The sequence below is a fragment of the Qipengyuania sp. S6317L1 genome, from assembly GCF_023015615.1.
In the GTDB taxonomy this organism is placed as follows: Bacteria; Pseudomonadota; Alphaproteobacteria; order Sphingomonadales; family Sphingomonadaceae; genus Erythrobacter.
Map to the genome: position 1 here is coordinate 129,403 of NZ_JALKAJ010000001.1, position 19,235 is coordinate 148,637.

The following is a 19,235-nucleotide window of genomic DNA, read 5'->3' on the forward strand; positions in this document are numbered from 1 at the left end:
GGTAGGGATGAAACCCTTGGGAAATGATGCAGCATCCGCCTATCGCCGCGTCGAACTGGACGCGCGGATCGAGGCGGCGGCAGGCGAAGATTTGACGCGTATCTGCCTTGAAGAGGCGATTGCCTCGCTTGGCGTGGCGGTCAAGACGATCGAGGCGCGCCCGGGCGAGGTTCCCCGCGGCGCAGTGTCGCGCGCGCACTCTATCGTCCTGTGGCTTGCGCGCGGCGTGTCCGAAGACAATCCGCTGCGCGGCGCCTTGACCCAGTTTTACGGAGGCATCGCTGCGACGCTTTCGCGCAATCTGGTGCGCGCGTCGGTGCTCGACCTTGTGCGGGCGCGCAATGATTTGAACGATGTTCTAAAGGCTGCGCGAGTGGACGCCTGATGCCGCCTGACGATCAGCCCGGCATCGCTTTGGCAATGATCCTCGCCGCATCGTCAGGGTCCTGAAACGGATGGAAATGGGTCATATCGGGCCGGTGCATGTCGATGCCTTCGGGCATGCTGGCGGCAAGGCCCGGCCATGTGGGCGACCCCTTGAAGTCGCCTTTCTCGCCCTGCATCGCGCGCACCACTGTCGTTGGAACCGTGACGCGGGCAGCATCATCAATCGCGGGCGCGCCTGCCAGGCTGGACATATACATGCTCGCCTCCATCTCCGGCGTGCAGGCAAGCTCATAGCCGCCTTGCGGGTGAGGTTTAAGGCCGTATTGGCAGTATTTTTCGAACACATCGCGCCGGAAGAGAGCGTAGGGATCGCGCGAGGCAAAGCGTTCGATCATTTCGTGTGGCGAAGCAAAATCGCGCTTGCGACGCGCGGTGGGATGAACTTCGCCTTCCGGGATCATCGGCACGCCTGCCTGATAGAATTCAGGCTGGAGGATGACGGGATCGAACAGGACGAGGCTTGAAAAAGCATCAGGGCGCGCTGCACTCACCCTCAGCATGGCATGACCGCCCATCGAATGGCCCATTCCCGTTGCCCCGCTTAGTCCAAGCGAATCCACAAGGTCGCACAGCTCATCGACCACGCATTGCCAATCGCTGATCGGTTCGCCGGTGGATTGTCCGTGACCGTGAAGATCGACCGCGATCACGCGGTGTTCGGGAAAACTCTCGGCAATCGGATCGTAACATCTCCCGTGAAAGCCGGTTGCATGGGCGATCAACAGGGTTTTCTCTGAGGAAGGGGCCTCCCACTCGTGGTAGGCAAGGGTGATCTCGCCCGCCTCGATCTGGCGGGTAACAGGTTGCGTGCGGGTCATATGGTCAGGCGCTTTGCCCTGCCGCACCCTCCTCTGGCAAGCCCTCAGCGTCTTCTTCCGGCAAGGCAGAGCGCAAGAGCAGGAACCCCGCAACAGCCGCGACCAGAGAGCCCGACAAAACGCCCAGCTTCACCGCGTCGATCAACGCTGGCCCTGTTTCCGGATCGGTGAAGGCGAGGTTGCCGATAAACAGGCTCATGGTGAAACCAATCGCCGCAAGCAGGGACAGCCCGTGGATCTTGCGCCAGCCCACGCCCTCGGGAAGCTTTGCGATGCCGGATTTAACCGCGATAAAGGCAAAGCCAACGATACCCACCTGCTTGCCGATCAGAAGGCCCAGGGCGATGCCCAATGGCAGCGGCTGCATCAGGTCGGCGGGCGAGAGGCCGATCAGGCTAACGCCCGCATTGGCAAAGCCGAAGATCGGGATGATGACAAACGCGACCCATTTGTGGAGGCCATGCTCCATATGCTCGAGCAAGTGCGAGCCATCGCGCGCCACCATCGGCACCATCATTGCCGCCGTCACACCGGCAAGCGTTGCGTGAACGCCGGATTTGAGCACGAACACCCACATGATGACGGTCAGGATCACGTAAGGGATGCTCGAGGAAATGCGCAGGCGGCCAAGCGCAAACAAAAGCCCCAGCATAACCGCACCCCAAGCCAGCATATCGAGCTTGATCTCGCCGGTGTAGAACAGCGCAATGACCGTGATCGCGCCAATGTCGTCAATCACCGCAATCGCCAGAAGCAGCGCCTTCATTGCGACCGGCACTCTTGGTCCCAGAAGCGAGAGAATACCCAGCGCAAAGGCGATATCGGTGGCGGCGGGAATGGCCCAGCCATTGACGCTTTCCGGCGAATTCCAGTTGATGCCAACGAAGATAAGCGCCGGGATCGCCATACCGCCAATCGCTGCGGCGAGAGGGAGCGAGGCCTTGTCCCAGCTCGACAACTGGCCACCCAAAATCTCGCGCTTCACTTCCAATCCGATGAGGAAAAAGAAGATCGCCATCAGTCCATCGTTGATCCACAAAAGAAGCGATTTGTTGATCGCAAAATCGCCAAAGGAGACGTTGAGCTTGGTCGAAAGCGTCCCGAAATAGGCGTCGGCGAGCGGACTGTTCGCGATTATCAGCGCAAGCGCGGCGGCGGCGATCAGAACAATGCCGCCCGCGCTTTCCTGTTTGAGGAAGTCCTTAAGAGCAGCGCTCACCCGGTCGATCATTGTCCTATTCCCCAAACTCGTGCGCGATTGCACTGTATTACCCAATTCTTGAAAATAATCTGTGTTCCGGTGCACCTATTGCAATAGGCCGACCGGCGTAAGCTTGTCGGAAGCGGGGGCAGGGCAGCGAAGGCCCCTTCACGCATTGACAAGTGGGCGCGCTTTGTCGATGCCGCGCCTTCACCATCTGTGGACCCGCACTCTTTGCCCGACACCCATTCCCAATCCCATGCTCAATCCGGGCCTCAATCCGGGCCGGACCCGGCCACGTTCCGCGCAGCCATGGGCCAATTCCCCACGGGCGTTTGCGTCGTGGCGCTGGATGCACCTGATGGCGGTGTCGCTGCGATGACGATCAATTCCTTTGTGTCGGTCTCGCTCAATCCGCTGCTGGTGTGCTGGAGCCTGCACAATTCGTCGAGCCGTTTCGACCTGTTTGCCAAGGCGCCGCGCTTTTCGATCAGCGTTCTGGCCGACACGCAGCGCGAACAGGCTTTGACCTACGCCTCGCGCGCCGATTACGCGCCGCGCGCTGGCGATTTCACGCGCAGCGCCGCCGGTCTTCCGGTTGTCGCAGGCGCGGTGGCGCATTTTGAATGCAGCGCCCATGCGCAGCATCCGGCGGGCGATCACACCATGCTAGTGGGTGAGGTTACGGGGCTTGGCGAACTGCCATCGGGAGATGAGCGGGCGCTGGCCTTTTACAAAGGCGCGTTTTCGAGCGCGCCCGAAGCGTAAGCCCCTAATACAAAATCATCTGGGTGCAGCGGAAAATGGCGCAGGTGCGCCCCGTTTCCTTGTGTGTGACGGTAGAGCTCCAGACCTGCGTTGTGCGACCGAGATGCTCGGCCTCGGCCCGTCCGATCAGAGTGATTCCCATATGCGGCACCAGGCCACCAGCGGGGGGATGAAAGCGCGCATCGTTCATTGGCTTCTTCCGATCGGGTTTGTCCGCGACGAACTATGATGCCGGCGACCCAATGAAAAGGGGGTGATGCGCCGAAAGATGCCAGGAAGCGCCAGCTCTGGCGATGAGGCTGTTCACGGGCAGATACTCGTAGCAGCTGTATAAATTTCGATTTTCCGATTGAAATGAAAGCTCGGCCAAATATAAGTTTTCAATCACTATTTTTGGGGAAACGGGGTCGTTACAGTGCCGATGAGTTGTTTGCGCCTTAACAAGGCGAAGAATTTTGCGTTCAATTGTCTATTTGTTCTTGGGCTTTTCATTTTACTACCCCACCCGGCATTCGCCCAAGGTGCGCCGCTTGTTTCGACAGATCTATTTGCCGCTGAAGGGGCGATGGGCAATCCGCGCATATCTCCCGATGGCAAAAGACTGGTTTTCAGCCAATTCAGCGATGGCAAAACATACCTGACCGTCAAGGAGCTGGAGGGCGATAGCGCGTTCAGCAAAGCCTTGCCCGAAGACAGCGAGCTTAACTGGTTGCGCTGGGCTGGCAGCGACAAGGTGTTGTTGAGCGTCTCGTCGCTCAAGCAGTATCGCGGTCAGCGCAGCGGGCTGGGCGATGAATTTCAGCAAACCGAACTCTACCTGCTTAATGCGGCCACCAAGTCCGTGCGCTACATCGGCCCTGAAAGGGTCGGTCCTGATGGCGACAACGTGCTCCATCTCGACGATGACGGGAAATTCCTCGTGCTTTCGGCACGTGAGAGCATTTACAAATACCCTTCCGTATTTCGCATCGACCTTGAGACGGGCGAATCCGAAAAGCTCATCGACGAGCATAAGCGGGTCTGGCGCTGGGTGACCGACACCGAAGGCGTCGTGCGCATGGGCTACAGCTTCCGCCGCTCGAACACGCTGGTTTTCTATCGCAGCAGCGAGGATGAGGATTTCAAGCGGATCGAAAAGATCAAGGATAAGGATGTTGTCGATGACGAGAAAGCAGAGCCTCTCTTCGATGGCTTTATCATCGTGGCCGGATCGGATGACGGATACGTTCTGACCAATGCAGAAAACGATCACTTTGCCCTCCATCATTTCAACCTGCGCGATAGAGAGATTGGCGAAGAGGTCTTTTCGGTCCCAGGCCACGATCTCTCGCGCTTCAGGGTCGATGATGAAGGGGCGCTTTCTGCGGCAATCTACACCGATTCGCGCGACCGGATTAAGTGGTTCGACCCGGCGATGGAAAAGCATCAGGCAGCACTTGAGCGGGCGATGAAGGGGCAGGAGGTCTGGATTACCTCGCATTCTGATGATTATTCAAAAATGGTAGTCTTCACCACATCGGCGCAAGATCCGGGCAGCTACTATCTCTTCGAACCAAAGGCGCGCCGGCTCGACCGGTTTGGCGGGGTCAACGACCGGATTGATCCCAATCTCATGGCCGCATCGACTTACGAAACCTACACCGCGCGCGACGGAACCAAAATTCCCGCCTATCTGACGCTTCCTGTCGGTGTCGATCCGGTCAACCTTCCGCTTATCATCATGCCGCACGGTGGCCCTTACGGCGTGAGGGACCGGTCAGGCTATAATAGCAGGGTGCAGTTCCTCGCCAATCGCGGCTATGTTGTGCTTCAGCCCAATTATCGCGGGTCTGGCGGTTACGGCAAAGACTTCGTCCTTCTCGGCGAGGGCCAAATTGGTCGCACGATGCAGGACGATCTTGATGATGGCATGGATTGGCTCGTGTCGCGCGGGATTGTCGACCCTGCGCGCGTTTGCCTCGTCGGAGGCTCTTATGGTGGCTATGCTGCTCTATGGGGCGTAACCCGAAATCCAGAGCGTTATCGCTGCGCCGCCTCGTTCGCGGGCGTCACCGATTACAACAGGCAGTTGCGCTTCAACTCCAGCTATCTCAAGCACCGCTATGCCAATGATTGGCGAGAGACTGTGCGCGGCGACGATGATTTCAACATGGATGATGTGTCGCCAAAAACGATGGCCCACCAATTGCAGCGACCTGTGCTCCTCGCGCATGGCAAGCTCGACAGCCGCGTCCCCTATTCCCAGTTCACGGTTTACAAGGACAGCCTCGAGGATGTTGATGCTGACGCGGTGTTTGTGACTTATGAAGAAGAAGGTCACGGCTTTACCGATAAGGAAAACCGGAAAGACTGGCTCGATCAACTCGAAGCGTTCTTGAAAAAGCACAATCCAAGCGACCGGATGCTGGCCGCACGAGACGCTCTCAGCACCCAGGAGTGAGAGCCGGTTCTACCGCAAGCCGGGCTATGCCAATGCGGTCCTCGCCTCTGGCTGCGCAGGGATGACAGCGTTTCGGGAGGGCGCACCTTTGCGCAGGAGGGCAATCGGCCGGGCGATGGATTAAAGATGCATGTGCGAGATCAATTGATGATGTCAAAGGTGAAGAGGAAACCCCCTTGCGCTTCGGTTTGACCCACAAGGACAGCCAGGACATTGGCTTTGCGCTTGCCTGCCTTGCCTGCCGCGCGATCCACTTTCGCGAGTTCAAGGAATGGATCTACCACGTGATCGAGCATGACGATGACCCGCCGGGTTACCTCTTCGACATGCTGGACATAAAGCAGCTTGTCGATTTCAAGCCGGTGCAGATCATGGGGTGGCATAGCAGCACCACGATCAGCGATGAGGAGGCCGAGGTTCTTACCGGCATTTCCGTTCGGCGTGGTATAACGTCATTTGAAGACGCCATCTCCCGCGAAGATGCGATAGCCAAGCGACGGACCAATGCCGCCTTTGTTGAACAGGTGAAGCAGTTTTTCCCCTTTCTCGAACTCGATGAAGTTATCGGCCCGGACCCGGACCAGGGATGGTGAACTGCCCCGCGTCCTTCCTGGCAGCGAGTCATTGAATCGTCGTCAGCGCAATGACCGAGGCCGCCGAAACAAATACTTGATTTCACGAGAGTTGTCTGTGACCGCGATGATGACATTTTCTTTGGAATGACGATCATTACGAAAGGCTCATCAATGAAACGCGCAATCCCTATCGCTCTCGCGCTCGCACTTGTCGCTTGCAGCACAGAGAATGAAGTTAGTGCGCCCGACGCCGAGCAGGCAGCGGCAACTGCGGATGGAGGATGCGAGGCCACCATTGAGTTCACGGGAACGAGAAATGAAGAACTCGCCATCATCTCGTGTGACGAAGAGGGCAACTCACTCACACAAAAGGGCTACACCCTTTTTCCGGGGGCAACCGTCAACTCGACCACCACAATCCAGGGTGATGGCCGCGATGGCGTGATGATGATGATATCGAGTGATGCACCATTGGCCGATCTGGTCGCGCATTACCGTGCGCAAGGCGAAGCGCAGGGCATTCAGTTTCAGAATGAAGTGGTGAATGGCAATTTCGCCTCGCTGATGGGCATGAATCCTGACGGCAACACACTTTTCCTCAATGGTGCGCGTGAGGGTAACCAGAGCGAGGTCGGGATCACCTTTGGTAAGGTCCTCTCCGATGCACAACTTCCGGGCCAATAAGGTCTGCGCAAGACGGTCCATCGACCGCTAGGCTGTCGATGGACCATTCACGAACCAGGTGCCATTCCCGAGGCGCTCACCATGGCGACCCATCTTCTGCTGAGCGAAGTGAGACACCGCACCGTTGCTTTGGGCATCGACACGGTTGAGAAGCTCCTCGACTTCATTATTGGGCGACAACAAGATTGTTTCCAGATGATTTTCGGCTTTCTGGTGGTCCGTCATTGGGTCTCTTTGGAAAAGCCAGTGAAGGAGTGCGAACAAAAAGGTGAAGCGTTCATCGTCCGATTTCAGGATCGAGAGGTGTTCGTCGGTAATCTTTAGCTCGAATGATCTGGAGGCAAACCCGCTCTCAACCGGCAAATGATAGATAAGCCTGCCATCACGATCTGCGGTGACATACGGCTCCCACGCTTGTTTCATGAATACAGTTTCGGGTTTTTGCATAGCGTGTTCCGTGGACAGCTGAGGCGGATGCCCTGAGTTGCAAAGGAAGGCTTAGGCTTTTCGCCGAATGTCTGGAATACCCTTTGAATTAAATCAGATAACAGCGCTACCGCAGTGTTCCGCTCGGCCGTTTGGAGAGGCAAAGTCAGGTGAATTTCGAACTCAGATTTCCCGGCAGGACGGTGCCCCTTCATCTTGGGCAGCCACTTGAACAGGCGATAACCGCTTTCGGTGACCTTCAGACTGAGGAAATCGCTGACGAAGACCCCATCTCTCCGGAACGGCGTGCTTTCTGCGTTGTCGATGAAGGTGCAGAACTGCTTTTTTTGGAAGCAAGGCTATGGGCTGTGTTCCTGCATCTCACACAAAAACCCGGTAGTTCGGGCGTTTTTCGCGGTTCGACTGATCTTCTTTCCAAAGAAATTATTGATGCCAAAGACGACAGAGCTTTTGCCGAAGTTCTTGAAGCGAAAGGTTTTTGGCCGCCGAAACGGGAATATCCTTTTTCCGTGGACAGGCTGAACGAAGATTTCAGGGTCAGGCTGGAAAACCGCAGAGGCGAGATCATGATCGTCATAGACGATGGTGCAATGATCCGGTGAAGCCGAGCGAGGAACAGCGCGCAATTGTGGGCCAATTGGCAGCGCCAATCATCGCCGGCATGCCAGATGGTGTGACCTAAGCGGATTGCCAGAAGCGGTCGGTCCAACAAGTGTCACAGGAGCCCGGCTTTGTCCGGTATGGTGTCCCGAACATGGGTGTTTCTATCCGTAGATGGAAAAATGGTGCGGTCGAGAAGACTCGAACTTCCACGGGCGTTAGCCCACAACGACCTCAACGTTGCGCGTCTACCAGTTCCGCCACGACCGCACTCTTGGGTAAGCAGGGCGGCAAAGCTTGGCTTCGCTGCCCTCGGTAGGAGCGCGCCACTAGCAACCTCGTGCCCCTCGCGCAAGAGCTTTGATGCATTGCTCCATCTTTCCTTGAAAATGAGGTGCGCGCTTAACCTGTCAACTTTGCTCGTCCCGCTTTGGGATAGGGTTTATGACGGACTTGCGAAAAGGGTTAAGCCCGCGGAAACCATAGTGCATGAGCCTCGCTGCTGCCCTCTTCATCCTTGCCCAAAGCGCCGCGCCGCAGACCGCCCACGTGCCCAATCGGACGCAGCGCGGGGTATCCGTTCAAGTGCAAGCGAGCGCCACCATCATTCGCCCGGCGCGGGTCACCTTTGAAAACCGGGGCGCGAGCCTGCTCAAAGTTAGCGGAGTGCGCAGTTCGCAGGTTCAACGCAGCCGCGATAGCAACGGGACCCAGTGGGCAGATTTTGAGTAGGCGTCAGCGGGGGCCTCAATGGGCCCCAATCAGGACCGAAGCGTTAATTCGGTGACCAGCCGATCTCGGCGGCCTGTGCGGCAGGTGGGATATCGGTGATCGCCTCGGTCACATTGAGGCTTTCCCCCGGCGCAAGCTCGCGCTTGGACGGCACAATCACCCAGGAATAGACGTTCTTTTCGCGCGCATCGCGGAACACGACCAGAAGGCTGGGCACGTCCACGCTTTCCTGACCCACATTGTTGATGGTCCCGCGCACCTGAAAGATTTCCTCGCCGCTTTCGAGCACTTCCTTGCGCTGTTCGCTGGCGGGGAAATCGAGCTCGATGCCGGGTTGTTCCATGCCCCAGGTCGGGCGTTCAACCGGGACCCAGTCGGGCAGACCGAATTGATTGACGGCCACAACCGTGCCCAAGGCGAGCACGGCGAAGACCCCTCCGGCGATGGTCCACATTTTGAGGCTGTTGCGTCGCCGGGTGAAGGGCGGGCGGTATTCAAAGCTTGAGGCGTCTTCCTCATAATCCGCCCCGTCACGATCCGCCCCGTCATAATCAGCATCACCAAAAGCGGCGTCGACATCATCGAAATAGGGGTCGTCGTCCCCGGCCCCGGCCAGCGGGTCGCTTCCGGTGTCGGCGCTTTTGTCTGCTTGCGCCGTTTCTTCTGCTTTCGGCGCGGGAGAAGCGGGTGGAGGCTCGCTCGCCTTGGAGCTGGCCCCAACGCCTGTGATGTCGCCGCCCTGATCGCTTGAGCGCCAGTGATCGACCGATGGTCGCGGTGCCTCCTCGCCTTGCCCAGCCGAGGGGGCGGGCGCGGGAGCGGGTTCCTGCGTAGTGGTGACGGGTGGGGCCGTCGTAGGTCCGGTCGCTGTCTGTGAAGTGCCCGCGGGCGGAGTGGCTGCGGGCGGAGTGGCTGCGGGCGCAGGCTCAACCGCATCGCTCACATCGGCGGGCTTTGGATCCTGAAACCACGAATGTTTGCATTTGGCGCAGCGCACAGTGCGCCCTTCCGGCCCGATGGCCGTCTCGGGCACAACATAGCGCGTTCCGCAGGCGGGGCAGGAGATGATCATTGCATCAATTTGCATGAATCACCCACGGCAGGTGCACAAGGGGTAAGGGCGGTTCTTGGGGCCATTTCGGACCCTTTTTCCACACTGAAGCGAGAATTGTGCGCCAAACAGGGCGAAATGCCGTGGGTTGAGCACGAAAGTGGGCTTTCCCCGGCTCCTTACCGCTGATAAATCGCCAGTCATGGACGCAAGGCCCGCCGAGATCGTGAAATTCGACAACGTAGGGCTTCGCTATGGCACCGATCCAGAGGTGTTGTCCGATGTCTCTTTCACCCTGTTTCCGGGCAGCTTCTACTTCCTCACAGGCGCAAGCGGTGCAGGCAAGACCAGCCTTTTGAAACTGCTTTACCTTGCGCAGCGCCCATCGCGCGGCAGTATTCGCATGTTCGGCAAGGACGTGATTACAAGCCCGCGATCGAGCCTGCCCGATTTTCGCAGGCGACTGGGCGTGGTGTTCCAGAACTTCCGCCTGGTCCAGCATTTGTCCGCTTTCGACAATGTGGCCCTGCCTTTGCGATTGGCGGGAACGGACGAGACCAAGGTTCAGCGTTCGGTCACCGACATGATGGAATGGGTGGGGCTTTCGCACCGGATGCAGGCCTTGCCGCAGACCATGTCGGGCGGCGAGCAACAGCGCGTGGCGATTGCGCGCGCGGTGATCGCGCGGCCACAGGTTCTGATCGCTGATGAGCCGACCGGCAACGTTGACCCTGAGATGGCGCTTAAACTGCTGCGTTTGTTCGAGGCGCTCAATAACCGGGTGGGCACCACCGTGATTGTGGCGACCCACGATGTGCATTTGCTCAAGAAAGTGCCCGAATCCCTCATTATGCGCCTTAACAAGGGGCGCTTGTCCGATCCCACGGGCGCGCTGCGATATCCGCCCGCGCCCAAGCCAAAGCCCAAAACGCAAAAAGCGGGAGCGTCCAAGTGAGCACGCATCCGCTTCTTGAAGAAGAAGGCGCCGGCACCCCTGCTGCCGGATCGGAACCGACGCGCAGCGCGGAGGCGAATTTGTCGCCGCCGACCAAGCTTTCGGGGCCTATCCCTTGGGTAATCGCTATTCTCATCGCGCTGGTCGTGATCGCGGCAGCCGGCGGGCTTTCGCTGCGCAATCTGGCTGAAAATGCGCGAGCAGACCTTGCCGATGCGGTGACGGTGCAGATTATCGAGGCCGACCCGAACGAGCGCGATATTCAAGCCGAGGCTGCTTCGTCCGCTCTCAGCGCGCACCCGCTCGTCACATCGGTGCGCCAGGTGCCGCAAGACGAGCTTGAGGAGTTGCTCAAACCCTGGCTTGGCGAGGGGGCGGCTTCGGACAATGTGCCGATCCCGGCATTGATCGATGTCGAGTTGTCACGCCGCGCCTCGGCTGAGGAGCTGGCCGCGCTGCAATCGGTGCTGGATGGCGCGTTGGAACCGCTGGGCGGTGGCGCGCGGGTTGATGCGCAATCGCAATGGCTGCGCCCTGTTTACGATGCGCTCTCGGCGCTGCAATATCTGGCGCTTGCCCTCATCATCCTTGTTTCCATGGCCACGGCTGCTGCCGTCTGGCTCGCCTCGCGCAGCGCCTTTGCCAATCACCGCGAGACGGTCGAGATCATTCACCTTCTTGGCGGCACAGACGCGCAGGTCACCCGCGTGTTTGAACGTCCGGTTATCCGCGAGGCTGCCTTTGGTGCGTTCATCGGGCTGGTTATCGGGCTTGCTGCTGTGTGGCTTTTGGGCCGGCAATTCGCCTCGCTCGACAGCGGCATGGTCGGCGGCGGCGGGCTTGACCTGAGCGACTGGCTTATTATCGCAGCGATTCCCGTCGCAGGCGTTCTGCTCGCAGTCATCACCGGGCGTATAACGATTGGTCATGCACTAAAGTCTATGCTTTAGGCTGAGCCTCGAAACTGATTGTATGAAAACCTTTCGCTACCTTGTTGCCACCATCTTGCTCGTCTGGGCGTTGGGCTTTTTGTGGTTTGCCGCCGCGCTGCCCCAGCCTGCGGGCGGTGAGAAGACCGACGCGGTGGTTGTGGCCACCGGAGGGCCGGGGCGCATTGCGCAGGGGCTCAGCGTGCTTGACGCGGGGCTGGCCCGGCAAATGCTGGTCACAGGGGTCGATCGCGAAGTCAGGCCGGGCGAATTTGCCGCCGAATTCGGGGTGAGCGAGGAGCGCATGGCGTGCTGCGTATCGCTGGGCTTTCAGGCGGTCGATACCCGCGGCAATGCGGCGGAAGCTGCCGACTGGGTGATGGCAAACGACATTGGTTCGGTTCGGCTGGTCACCACCGATTGGCATATGCGCCGCGCCGGTCGCGAGCTTGCGCGGCAATTGCCGGACGATGTGCGCATCGTGCGCGATGCCGTGCCCTCAACCCCCGACCTTGCAAGTCTCTTTCTTGAATACCATAAGCTTATTGCCAGCGATTTTGCAGGTGTATTCGGTTATTAAGGCCCCTCTTGGCTCTACTTCGCAACCTTTTGTTTTACCCGATCTTTTACGGGGTTAGCGCGCTTTTGGTGATCGCATCGGTGCTGGCTGTGCCAATCGGGCGCGCGGCTTTGGTCAGGGTCGTTGCGCGCTGGGGGGACTGGCATCACTGGTGCGTTCAGAACCTGCTCGGTATCAAAATCGCTCAAGAGGGCGAAATTCCGGACGAACCGGTGTTGATTGCGGTGAAGCACGAGAGCTTCTTCGAAGCGATTGATATGCCGCGCCTTTTCAGTTTTCCGACCGTTTTTGCCAAGCGCGAACTTTTCTGGATCCCCGGATGGGGGTTTTCGGCCAGGGTGTATGGCCTTGTGCCGGTTGCGCGCGAGGGCGGGGCAAAGTCGCTCAGGCAGATGATCGCAACCGCCAAATTGCGCATCAAAGAAGGGCGCCCGCTGGTCATCTTCCCCGAAGGGACGCGCGTACCCCACGGCAAGGAACCACCGCTGCAATCGGGCTTTGCGGGCATTTACAAGCTGCTCGGCCTGCCTGTGGTCCCGGTCGCGGTGAACAGCGGACCGTATTATCACCGCATCATCAAACAGCCGGGCACGATCACTTACCGTGTTGGCGAGACAATCCCCACAGGGCTTTCGCGCCAAGAGGTCGAGGCCCGCGTGCACCGGTCGATCAATGCGCTGAACACCGGCGAGGACGTTGCAACCAACGGGACGCCAGCAAGAGCCTAGTTATGGTCCTTTCGCCCGAAGTCGGGGCGTTCATCATCCTGACCTTGCTCAATCACCTCGCGCCGGATTCTGCGGGTGCGGCTGAACAGGTCGTGCAATTTGTCGCCATCGCCCGAACGGATCGCGCGTTGGAGAGATGACAGGTCCTCGCTGAAGCGGCCCAGCACTTCGAGGACGGCTTCCTTGTTATTCAGGAACACATCGCGCCACATGACCGGATCGGATGCGGCAATGCGGGTGAAATCGCGAAAGCCACCGGCAGAGTATTTGATGACTTCCGAGCGGGTGACCTCTTCCAGATCGCTCGCCGTGCCGACAATCGTATAGGCGATAAGGTGCGGGATGTGGCTGGTCACGGCGAGCACGACATCGTGGTGCTTTGCATCCATGATCTCGATCTTCGCACCTAGCTTCGTCCAGTATTCGGACAAGGTTTTGACCGCCTCCTCATCCGCGTCTTCTGGCGGGGTGAGGATGCACCAGCGATTGGTGAAAAGCGAAGCGAACCCTGCCTCCGGTCCGCTCTGCTCCGTCCCTGCAACAGGGTGCGCGGGGATCACCGTGTGTCCGGGAAGCGTGCGCGAAAGGGCCTTGCCGACGCTTTCCTTGGATGAACCAACGTCAGAGACGATTGCGCCTTGTTTAAGGTGCGGTGCAAGCTCGCTCGCGGCGGCTTCCATCGCGCCCACGGGCACGCACAGGATCACCAGATCGGCATCGTTCACCGCGGCATCAATGGTGTCGCACACCTCGCCAACGATCCCGCGAGCTGCGGCTTTTTCGCGCACCTGCGGATCGCGGTCATAACCCCTTGTAGCGATACCGGGGGCATGCTCCATCGTGGCAAGCCCGACCGAACCGCCAAGAAGGCCAAGCCCGATGATGGCGACAGTTTCAATCGTCACGACGCTTCCCCGCAGAGTGTGCGAAGGCAGGCGGCAACGCGCTCCATATCTTCTGATTTACCGATAGTGATGCGCAGCGCATCGGGTAGCCCCTGCGAGGGCAAATGCCGCACCGCAAAGCCAGCCCGGGCAAGAGCATCGAGCGCCGCTTTCGCACTCACATCACCGTCAAAATGCACGAGGACGAAGTTTGCCTCGCTCGGCGTTGCCCGAAGGCCATGATTGCCAAGGCTCTCGATCACCTCGACGAATTTTCCGCGCTCGGCGGTGTTGTGCTCCCGGCTGGAAGTCACGAAATCCTGATCGCCCACCGCTGCGAGCGCAGCCCTCTGACCGCTGGTGGTCACGTTGAAGGGTCCGCGAATGCGGTTCAGCGCATCAATCAGATGCGGTGCGCCGGTGGCCCATCCGATACGCTCGGCGGCAAGGCCATAAATTTTGGAAAAGGTGCGCGTGACGAGCACATTTTCATGAGCGGCTGCAAGCTCAAAGCCGACCCTTTGGTATTCGGGCGCGAGATATTCGCCATATGCTTCATCGAGAACGAACAGCACGTCATCCGGCAGGCCAGCGTGCAACCGGCGAACCTCTTGCGGCGAAAGCCATGTGCCGGTCGGATTATTGGGGTTGGCAAGAAAGACGACCCGTGTGGCGTTGGTGACGGCGGCAAGCATCGCGTCGACATCGGCGGCCAGATTTCTGGAATCGACCTCGACCGGCTCGGCGCCGCAACGCCTTGCTGCAATATCGTAAACCGCGAAGGAATGGCATGAGAACAGCACCTCATCGCCTGCGCCTGCGAAAGCCTGAACCGCGAGATTGAGAAGCTCGTCTGACCCTGTCCCGCACACGATGCGCGCAGGATCCAGCCCGTGCAGCGCGCCAAGCGCATCTCGCAAATCTTTGGAATCGGGATCAGGATAGGGCGCAGCACCGCTGGCAAAGCCGCGCGGGGCCTCAAGCTGTTCAAGCGCAGCAAGAGAGGAACCGAGCGGGTTCTCATTTGCCGACAGCTTGGTCAGCGGGCGGCCATCAGAGCCGCTGGACTTGCCCGGCACATAGGCGTGGATGCCCATGATATAGGGTTTTGGAGAAGGGCGCGAATTCATAGCGCTGCGGGCGATAAACGCTTGGCGCGATGAATAACACCCCAATTGACATGTAAGAGCCGCTTCCCCAAGTCACTCCTCCAGCAACCAGGTCCGACGAGCATGATATCCGCCTCAAAAACCTATGCGATTTCGCAAAGTTTGCCGCTTGATAGCGGGCAGGTGCTCGATGGCGCCCGGATCGCTTATGAGACCTATGGCGAGCTCAATGAAGACAGGTCCAATGCGATTCTGATCTGTCATGCGCTGACCGGCGATCAATATGTCGCAAGCACGCACCCCATCACGGGCAAACCCGGCTGGTGGGAGCGCATGGTGGGGCCGGGCAAACCCATCGACACTGACCGGTTTCACGTGATTTGCGCCAATGTCATCGGGTCATGCCTTGGCTCGACCGGCCCGGCATCGATTGCGCCCGATGGCAAACCTTATGCCATGCGTTTCCCCGTCATCACCATTCGCGACATGGTGAGGGGGCTCGTGGCGCTGCTTGACGGGCTGGAGATCGAGACGCTTCACGCGGTCGTCGGCGGTTCGATGGGCGGGATGCAGACCTTGAGCCTTGCCGCCAATTGGCCCGAGCGGGCAAGCCGCGTGTTGGTGCTCGCCTCCACCGCGAGACATTCCGCGCAGAACATCGCCTTTCACGAACTTGGCCGCCAGGCGATCATGGCCGATCCCAATTGGTGCGATGGCGATTATTACGGTGGAGATGCAAAGCCTGACAACGGCCTCGCCGTGGCGCGAATGGCGGCGCATATTACCTATCTTTCCGAAGAAGGGTTGACCGAGAAGTTCGGGCGACGCTTGCAGGATCGCCCAGACGGAACGAAGGGGGCCAAGAGCTTTGGTTTCGAGGCCGATTTCCAGATCGAAAGCTACCTTCGCTATCAGGGCAGCGGCTTTACGCAGCGCTTTGATGCCAATTCCTATCTCTATATCACGCGGGCGATGGACTATTTCGATCTCGCCGAAGAACACGGCGGGAAACTCGCCAATGCCTTTGCACGTTCGACCGCGCGTTTTTGCCTCGTGAGCTTTGACAGCGACTGGCTCTACCCCACTTCCGAAAGCCGCCATGTGGTGCACGCACTCAATGCGACGAGCGCCAAGGTGAGCTTCGTCGAACTTTCCGCAAACGCCGGGCATGACAGTTTCCTGTTGCCCCACGACCAGTTGGACCGCGTGGTGCGGGGGTTTGTCGAATGAGCGCGCCGCAATCCACCTTGCGCTTTGACCTTGATGCGATTGCCCGAAGAATCGGGGGGCAGATCGACAAGGCAAACGGACCATCGCGCGTGCTCGACATAGGGTGCGGCGACGGCGCGCTGATGGCGGCTTTGGCGAGCGATTATGGCGCAGATGTGCGCGGGGTCGAGCTTGATCCGGCGAAGGTCGAACGGGCGGTTTCAAAAGGGCTTTCGGTGATCCAGGGCGATGCCAACACCGACCTTGCCAACTATCCCGATCGCAGTTTCAATTTCGCGGTTCTTGCCCGCACGCTTCAAACCACCAACCGGCCCGACCAGGTGCTCGAAGAGCTTTTGCGGGTGGCCGATGTGGCCTTTGTCAGCTTCCCCAATTTCGCCCACTGGCGCACGCGCGCCGCACTTATGTTTGGCGGGCGGATGCCGGTTACCAATGCTATCCCTATAAGCTGGTATGAAACCGAGAATATCCACCACGTAACGGTGGAAGATTTCCGCACGCTTGCTGCTGCCAAGGGCGCAAAGATCACGCGGGAATGGAATTTCGCAAATGAGCGCGCCATTAGCCCGCTAGGAGCCAACTGGCGCGCCGAATTTGCCTTGTTTGAGCTTCGTTTGTCGCAGTCCCGCTAGCGCGAGACGCAGCCGCCAACCACCTCTCCGCCACCCACCAATAATATCATCAGGATATGGTGGCCGGGCGGGGAGGCGGGCGGCGACTGCCCTCAATCAAGAAGGCCGGTGGATGCCGCAGATTTTGTGGCCGTCGGGATCAAGGAAATAGCACAGATACATCGGGCCCATGCTGCCTTCGCGAAGACCGGGAGGGTCTTCGCAAGTTGTGCCGCCATTGGCCACGCCCGCATCGTGGAAAGCCTGAATTTGCTCCGGTGAATCGCACACGAAGCCGAGGGTAAAACCATTGGACGGTTCAGCCGGCTTTCCGTTGATCGGCTCCGAAACCGAGAAGGTCGATCCATTGTGCATATAGAACAGGCGCGTTTGGCCGGTGTCATTGACGTGCTCCATCGGCTCGCCTGCACCCAGCACGCCAAGCGTTGCACTGTAGAATTTCTTCGATTTCTCGATGTCGTTAGACCCGATCATCACGTGATTGAGCATTCCATTCTCTCCTCTTGAAGGGTTTGACCGGGCTTGGCGTAAGGCGGGGGAGGCAATGGGGCAAGGCGAAATTCCTGCACATTGTCGTCGCAGGTTCACGCACGGGTCGCTATGGCGTTTGTCCATGAACATCACCCTCCTTTCATCGCTCGCGCTGCCCCTCGCACTTCAGGCTGCTGCGCCGGAAAAGCCTGCCACTTTCGACGATCTCGCTATCGAAGAAGCCACGGCCCCGCGCTGTGGTGTCGCCTTTGCGATTGCGCAAGGCTGGCAGGAAGCGGGCGATGCGCGCGGGCAAACCCTCCCTGAGCTCAAAAGCACCGATGCACGCGAGTTTTTCCTGACTGCCATGGTGCGCCTGATCGACCGATACAGCCTCGAACGCGGCGATGTGGTGGCCCTTGTCCAATCTGAAACCGCGCGCCACAGGGCCAATGATTATGCCGATGTGGGCGCAATGATGCCCGCCTGCCTGGTGTTGCTTGACGCCTTCAAACCAGACGCCGCATCGCAGGGCGGGTGATAGCGGGGCGAATGCGCATGCGCCCTAGTGGATTCGCTTGCGAACTTGCGGCATAACGCTTCTCGCAATGTGGCAACTCTATCAATTTCCGCTGTGTCCGTTTTCGCGCAAGATCCGTCTGCTTATGGCGGAGAAGGGCGTTGGCTATGATCTTGTGCGCGAGGATCCTTGGGCTCCGTCCGATATGTTCCACAATTTGAATGCGGCGGGCGCGACCCCGGTTGTGGTTGATGAGGAAAAAGGCATCACCCTTGCCGATAGCCGCGCCATCGCCGAATATTTTGAAGAGACGGTTGATGCCTCGCCCATGATCAACGGGACGGCGGCAAACCGCGCGGAGATACGGCGGCTTGTCGCTTTGTTCGATGAGAATTTTTACAATGATGTCACCGCGCCCTTGCTGCTGGAACGGATGAAAAAGCGCCTCATCTACAAACAGCCCCCCGACAGCCGCGCCCTGCGCGAGGCGATGAAGAACGCGCACGGCCACCTCGACTATATGGACTGGCTGATCGACAATCGCCCGTGGCTGGCAGGGTCCACCATGAGCCTTGCCGACCTCGCAGCCGCAGCGCAGATCAGCGTTGCCGATTATCTGGGCGGGATCGACTGGAAAGGGCATGAGCAGACGCGCGGCTGGTATTCGGTGTTTAAAAGCCGCCCCAGCTTCCGCCCGCTGCTTTCCGAACGCATGGATGTGATAAAGCCGCCTGCCCACTATGCGTTGGTGGATGGGTAAAGGTCCCTTGCACCCTGGGCATCTCGTCCCGATATGATCCTCACCAGACAAGAGGCCCCCATGACCGACGATCCAAAGACCATCACCGAAGACGAATGGCGCGAGCGCCTGAATGCAGAGCAATTCCATATCCTGCGCGAAGCGGGAACCGAGCGCGCTTTCACCGGCAAATATGACAAGTTCTACGAGAACGGCGAATATATGTGCGCTGCGTGCGGCACGCGGCTGTTTATCTCGGCGGCCAAATACAATTCCGGCTGCGGCTGGCCCGCCTTTACCAAGCCTGCCGACGAAGAGGTGATCGACGAACACCGCGATGTCTCATTTGGCATGATCCGCACCGAAGTGCGCTGCGGCAATTGCAACAGCCATTTGGGCCATGTCTTCCCCGACGGACCGCCCGAAGAAGGTGGGCTTCGCTACTGTATCAATTCGGCCGCGCTCGAATTTGCGCCGGAAAACGACTGAGCGCGCACAAATTGGCGCATAATCCGGCGCAAATGAATGGCTCAGTCTGTCCTTGGCGTTCACCCCCCGTTACAGTTTGCCTTGACATATTGTGTCGGAAATTGGGCGGACGCCCTTGCGCAAAAGGTTTGATCGAGTTGAATGTCAAAGCGGGGTGACGGCCTCTCGAACAAGAACAAGCGCGGGGCCCGCCGCGCGGCGAGCGA

The 19,235-nt window shown here is 59.1% G+C and carries 23 protein-coding genes and 1 tRNA gene; 16 read left to right on the forward strand and 8 right to left on the reverse strand.

The window, feature by feature from the left end; translation table 11 throughout:
• Positions 1-7: 7 nt before the first annotated feature.
• The gene (locus tag MWU38_RS00695; RefSeq protein WP_247269912.1) at positions 8-385 is read left to right on the forward strand and encodes a hypothetical protein; all 378 of its coding nucleotides are present in this window, start codon (positions 8-10) and stop codon (positions 383-385) included.
• 13 nt (positions 386-398) lie between these two features.
• On the opposite strand, the gene MWU38_RS00700 is transcribed toward MWU38_RS00695, so the two are convergent.
• Together MWU38_RS00700 and nhaA are read right to left on the reverse strand one after the other, a co-directional pair.
• Positions 399-1,265, reverse strand: a complete 867-nt coding sequence (locus MWU38_RS00700; RefSeq protein WP_247269913.1) for an alpha/beta hydrolase — start codon at positions 1,263-1,265, stop codon at positions 399-401.
• A gap of 4 nt (positions 1,266-1,269) precedes the next feature.
• Positions 1,270-2,496 (reverse strand): Na+/H+ antiporter NhaA, encoded by a 1,227-nt coding sequence (nhaA, locus tag MWU38_RS00705; protein WP_247269914.1) that lies wholly within the window; start codon positions 2,494-2,496, stop codon positions 1,270-1,272.
• A gap of 282 nt (positions 2,497-2,778) precedes the next feature.
• On the opposite strand from nhaA, the gene MWU38_RS00710 reads away from it, so the two are divergent.
• The 4 genes from MWU38_RS00710 (at position 2,779) to MWU38_RS00725 (ending at position 6,933) form a co-directional block, all read left to right on the forward strand.
• On the forward strand, positions 2,779-3,234 hold the full coding sequence (locus tag MWU38_RS00710) for a flavin reductase family protein (RefSeq protein WP_247269915.1): 456 nt from the start codon (positions 2,779-2,781) through the stop codon (positions 3,232-3,234).
• 565 nt (positions 3,235-3,799) lie between these two features.
• Complete coding sequence (locus tag MWU38_RS00715; protein ID WP_247269916.1) at positions 3,800-5,674, forward strand: prolyl oligopeptidase family serine peptidase; 1,875 nt, start codon at positions 3,800-3,802, stop codon at positions 5,672-5,674.
• A 176-nt stretch (positions 5,675-5,850) separates the two neighbouring features.
• A complete protein-coding gene (locus tag MWU38_RS00720; protein ID WP_247269917.1) occupies positions 5,851-6,267 on the forward strand; it encodes a hypothetical protein in 417 nt (138 codons plus the stop codon).
• 153 nt (positions 6,268-6,420) lie between these two features.
• Positions 6,421-6,933 (forward strand): hypothetical protein, encoded by a 513-nt coding sequence (locus tag MWU38_RS00725; RefSeq protein WP_247269918.1) that lies wholly within the window; start codon positions 6,421-6,423, stop codon positions 6,931-6,933.
• A gap of 27 nt (positions 6,934-6,960) precedes the next feature.
• Here the strand turns inward: MWU38_RS00725 and MWU38_RS00730 are convergent, their stop codons facing one another.
• Positions 6,961-7,380 carry a DUF6357 family protein gene (locus tag MWU38_RS00730; protein ID WP_247269919.1) on the reverse strand — a complete coding sequence of 140 codons (420 nt, stop codon included), beginning with the start codon at positions 7,378-7,380 and terminating at the stop codon, positions 6,961-6,963.
• 149 nt (positions 7,381-7,529) lie between these two features.
• Here MWU38_RS00730 and MWU38_RS00735 point away from each other — a divergent pair, with 149 nt between their 5' ends.
• On the forward strand, positions 7,530-7,982 hold the full coding sequence (locus tag MWU38_RS00735) for a hypothetical protein (protein ID WP_247269920.1): 453 nt from the start codon (positions 7,530-7,532) through the stop codon (positions 7,980-7,982).
• Positions 7,983-8,163: 181 nt separating this feature from the next.
• Here the strand turns inward: MWU38_RS00735 and MWU38_RS00740 are convergent.
• Positions 8,164-8,250 (reverse strand) — tRNA-Leu (locus tag MWU38_RS00740).
• A gap of 219 nt (positions 8,251-8,469) precedes the next feature.
• Here MWU38_RS00740 and MWU38_RS00745 point away from each other — a divergent pair.
• Positions 8,470-8,712, forward strand: coding sequence for a hypothetical protein (locus MWU38_RS00745; RefSeq protein WP_247269921.1), 243 nt, complete (start codon positions 8,470-8,472; stop codon positions 8,710-8,712).
• 43 nt (positions 8,713-8,755) lie between these two features.
• On the opposite strand, the gene MWU38_RS00750 is transcribed toward MWU38_RS00745, so the two are convergent.
• The gene (locus tag MWU38_RS00750; protein ID WP_247269922.1) at positions 8,756-9,784 is read right to left on the reverse strand and encodes a zinc-ribbon domain-containing protein; all 1,029 of its coding nucleotides are present in this window, start codon (positions 9,782-9,784) and stop codon (positions 8,756-8,758) included.
• A gap of 181 nt (positions 9,785-9,965) precedes the next feature.
• Here MWU38_RS00750 and ftsE point away from each other — a divergent pair, with 181 nt between their 5' ends.
• The 4 genes from ftsE to MWU38_RS00770 are packed head-to-tail and all read left to right on the forward strand — an operon-like array spanning position 9,966 to position 12,955.
• Complete coding sequence (gene ftsE, locus MWU38_RS00755; RefSeq protein ID WP_247269923.1) at positions 9,966-10,718, forward strand: cell division ATP-binding protein FtsE; 753 nt, start codon at positions 9,966-9,968, stop codon at positions 10,716-10,718.
• Positions 10,715-11,668 carry an FtsX-like permease family protein gene (locus MWU38_RS00760; RefSeq protein ID WP_247269924.1) on the forward strand — a complete coding sequence of 318 codons (954 nt, stop codon included), beginning with the start codon at positions 10,715-10,717 and terminating at the stop codon, positions 11,666-11,668. The genes ftsE and MWU38_RS00760 overlap by 4 nt, the downstream gene beginning before the upstream one ends.
• 22 nt (positions 11,669-11,690) lie before the next feature.
• The gene (locus tag MWU38_RS00765; protein WP_247269925.1) at positions 11,691-12,227 is read left to right on the forward strand and encodes a YdcF family protein; all 537 of its coding nucleotides are present in this window, start codon (positions 11,691-11,693) and stop codon (positions 12,225-12,227) included.
• Between the two features lie 8 nt (positions 12,228-12,235).
• Positions 12,236-12,955: a lysophospholipid acyltransferase family protein gene (locus MWU38_RS00770; RefSeq protein ID WP_247269926.1), complete on the forward strand. Its 720-nt coding sequence runs from the start codon at positions 12,236-12,238 to the stop codon at positions 12,953-12,955.
• Here the strand turns inward: MWU38_RS00770 and MWU38_RS00775 are convergent.
• Positions 12,952-13,860, reverse strand: coding sequence for a prephenate/arogenate dehydrogenase family protein (locus MWU38_RS00775; protein ID WP_247269927.1), 909 nt, complete (start codon positions 13,858-13,860; stop codon positions 12,952-12,954). The genes MWU38_RS00770 and MWU38_RS00775 overlap by 4 nt on opposite strands.
• Positions 13,857-14,969 (reverse strand): histidinol-phosphate transaminase, encoded by a 1,113-nt coding sequence (hisC, locus tag MWU38_RS00780; RefSeq protein ID WP_247269928.1) that lies wholly within the window; start codon positions 14,967-14,969, stop codon positions 13,857-13,859. The genes MWU38_RS00775 and hisC overlap by 4 nt, the downstream gene beginning before the upstream one ends.
• Before the next feature lie 102 nt (positions 14,970-15,071).
• On the opposite strand from hisC, the gene MWU38_RS00785 reads away from it, so the two are divergent.
• The gene (locus tag MWU38_RS00785; RefSeq protein WP_247269929.1) at positions 15,072-16,178 is read left to right on the forward strand and encodes a homoserine O-acetyltransferase; all 1,107 of its coding nucleotides are present in this window, start codon (positions 15,072-15,074) and stop codon (positions 16,176-16,178) included.
• Complete coding sequence (gene metW / locus MWU38_RS00790) at positions 16,175-16,810, forward strand: methionine biosynthesis protein MetW (RefSeq protein WP_247269930.1); 636 nt, start codon at positions 16,175-16,177, stop codon at positions 16,808-16,810. Before MWU38_RS00785 ends, metW begins: the two co-directional genes overlap by 4 nt.
• A 96-nt stretch (positions 16,811-16,906) precedes the next feature.
• Here the strand turns inward: metW and MWU38_RS00795 are convergent, their stop codons facing one another.
• Entirely contained in the window at positions 16,907-17,299 is a 393-nt protein-coding gene (locus MWU38_RS00795) for a VOC family protein (RefSeq protein WP_247269931.1), read from the reverse strand.
• Positions 17,300-17,423: 124 nt separating this feature from the next.
• Between MWU38_RS00795 and MWU38_RS00800 the strand changes: the two genes are divergently transcribed.
• From MWU38_RS00800 to msrB, 3 genes are all read left to right on the forward strand, one after another.
• Positions 17,424-17,822 (forward strand): hypothetical protein, encoded by a 399-nt coding sequence (locus MWU38_RS00800; protein WP_247269932.1) that lies wholly within the window; start codon positions 17,424-17,426, stop codon positions 17,820-17,822.
• A 67-nt stretch (positions 17,823-17,889) separates the two neighbouring features.
• On the forward strand, positions 17,890-18,561 hold the full coding sequence (locus MWU38_RS00805; protein WP_247269933.1) for a glutathione S-transferase family protein: 672 nt from the start codon (positions 17,890-17,892) through the stop codon (positions 18,559-18,561).
• A gap of 60 nt (positions 18,562-18,621) precedes the next feature.
• On the forward strand, positions 18,622-19,029 hold the full coding sequence (gene msrB, locus MWU38_RS00810; protein WP_247269934.1) for a peptide-methionine (R)-S-oxide reductase MsrB: 408 nt from the start codon (positions 18,622-18,624) through the stop codon (positions 19,027-19,029).
• Positions 19,030-19,235 lie beyond the last annotated feature (206 nt).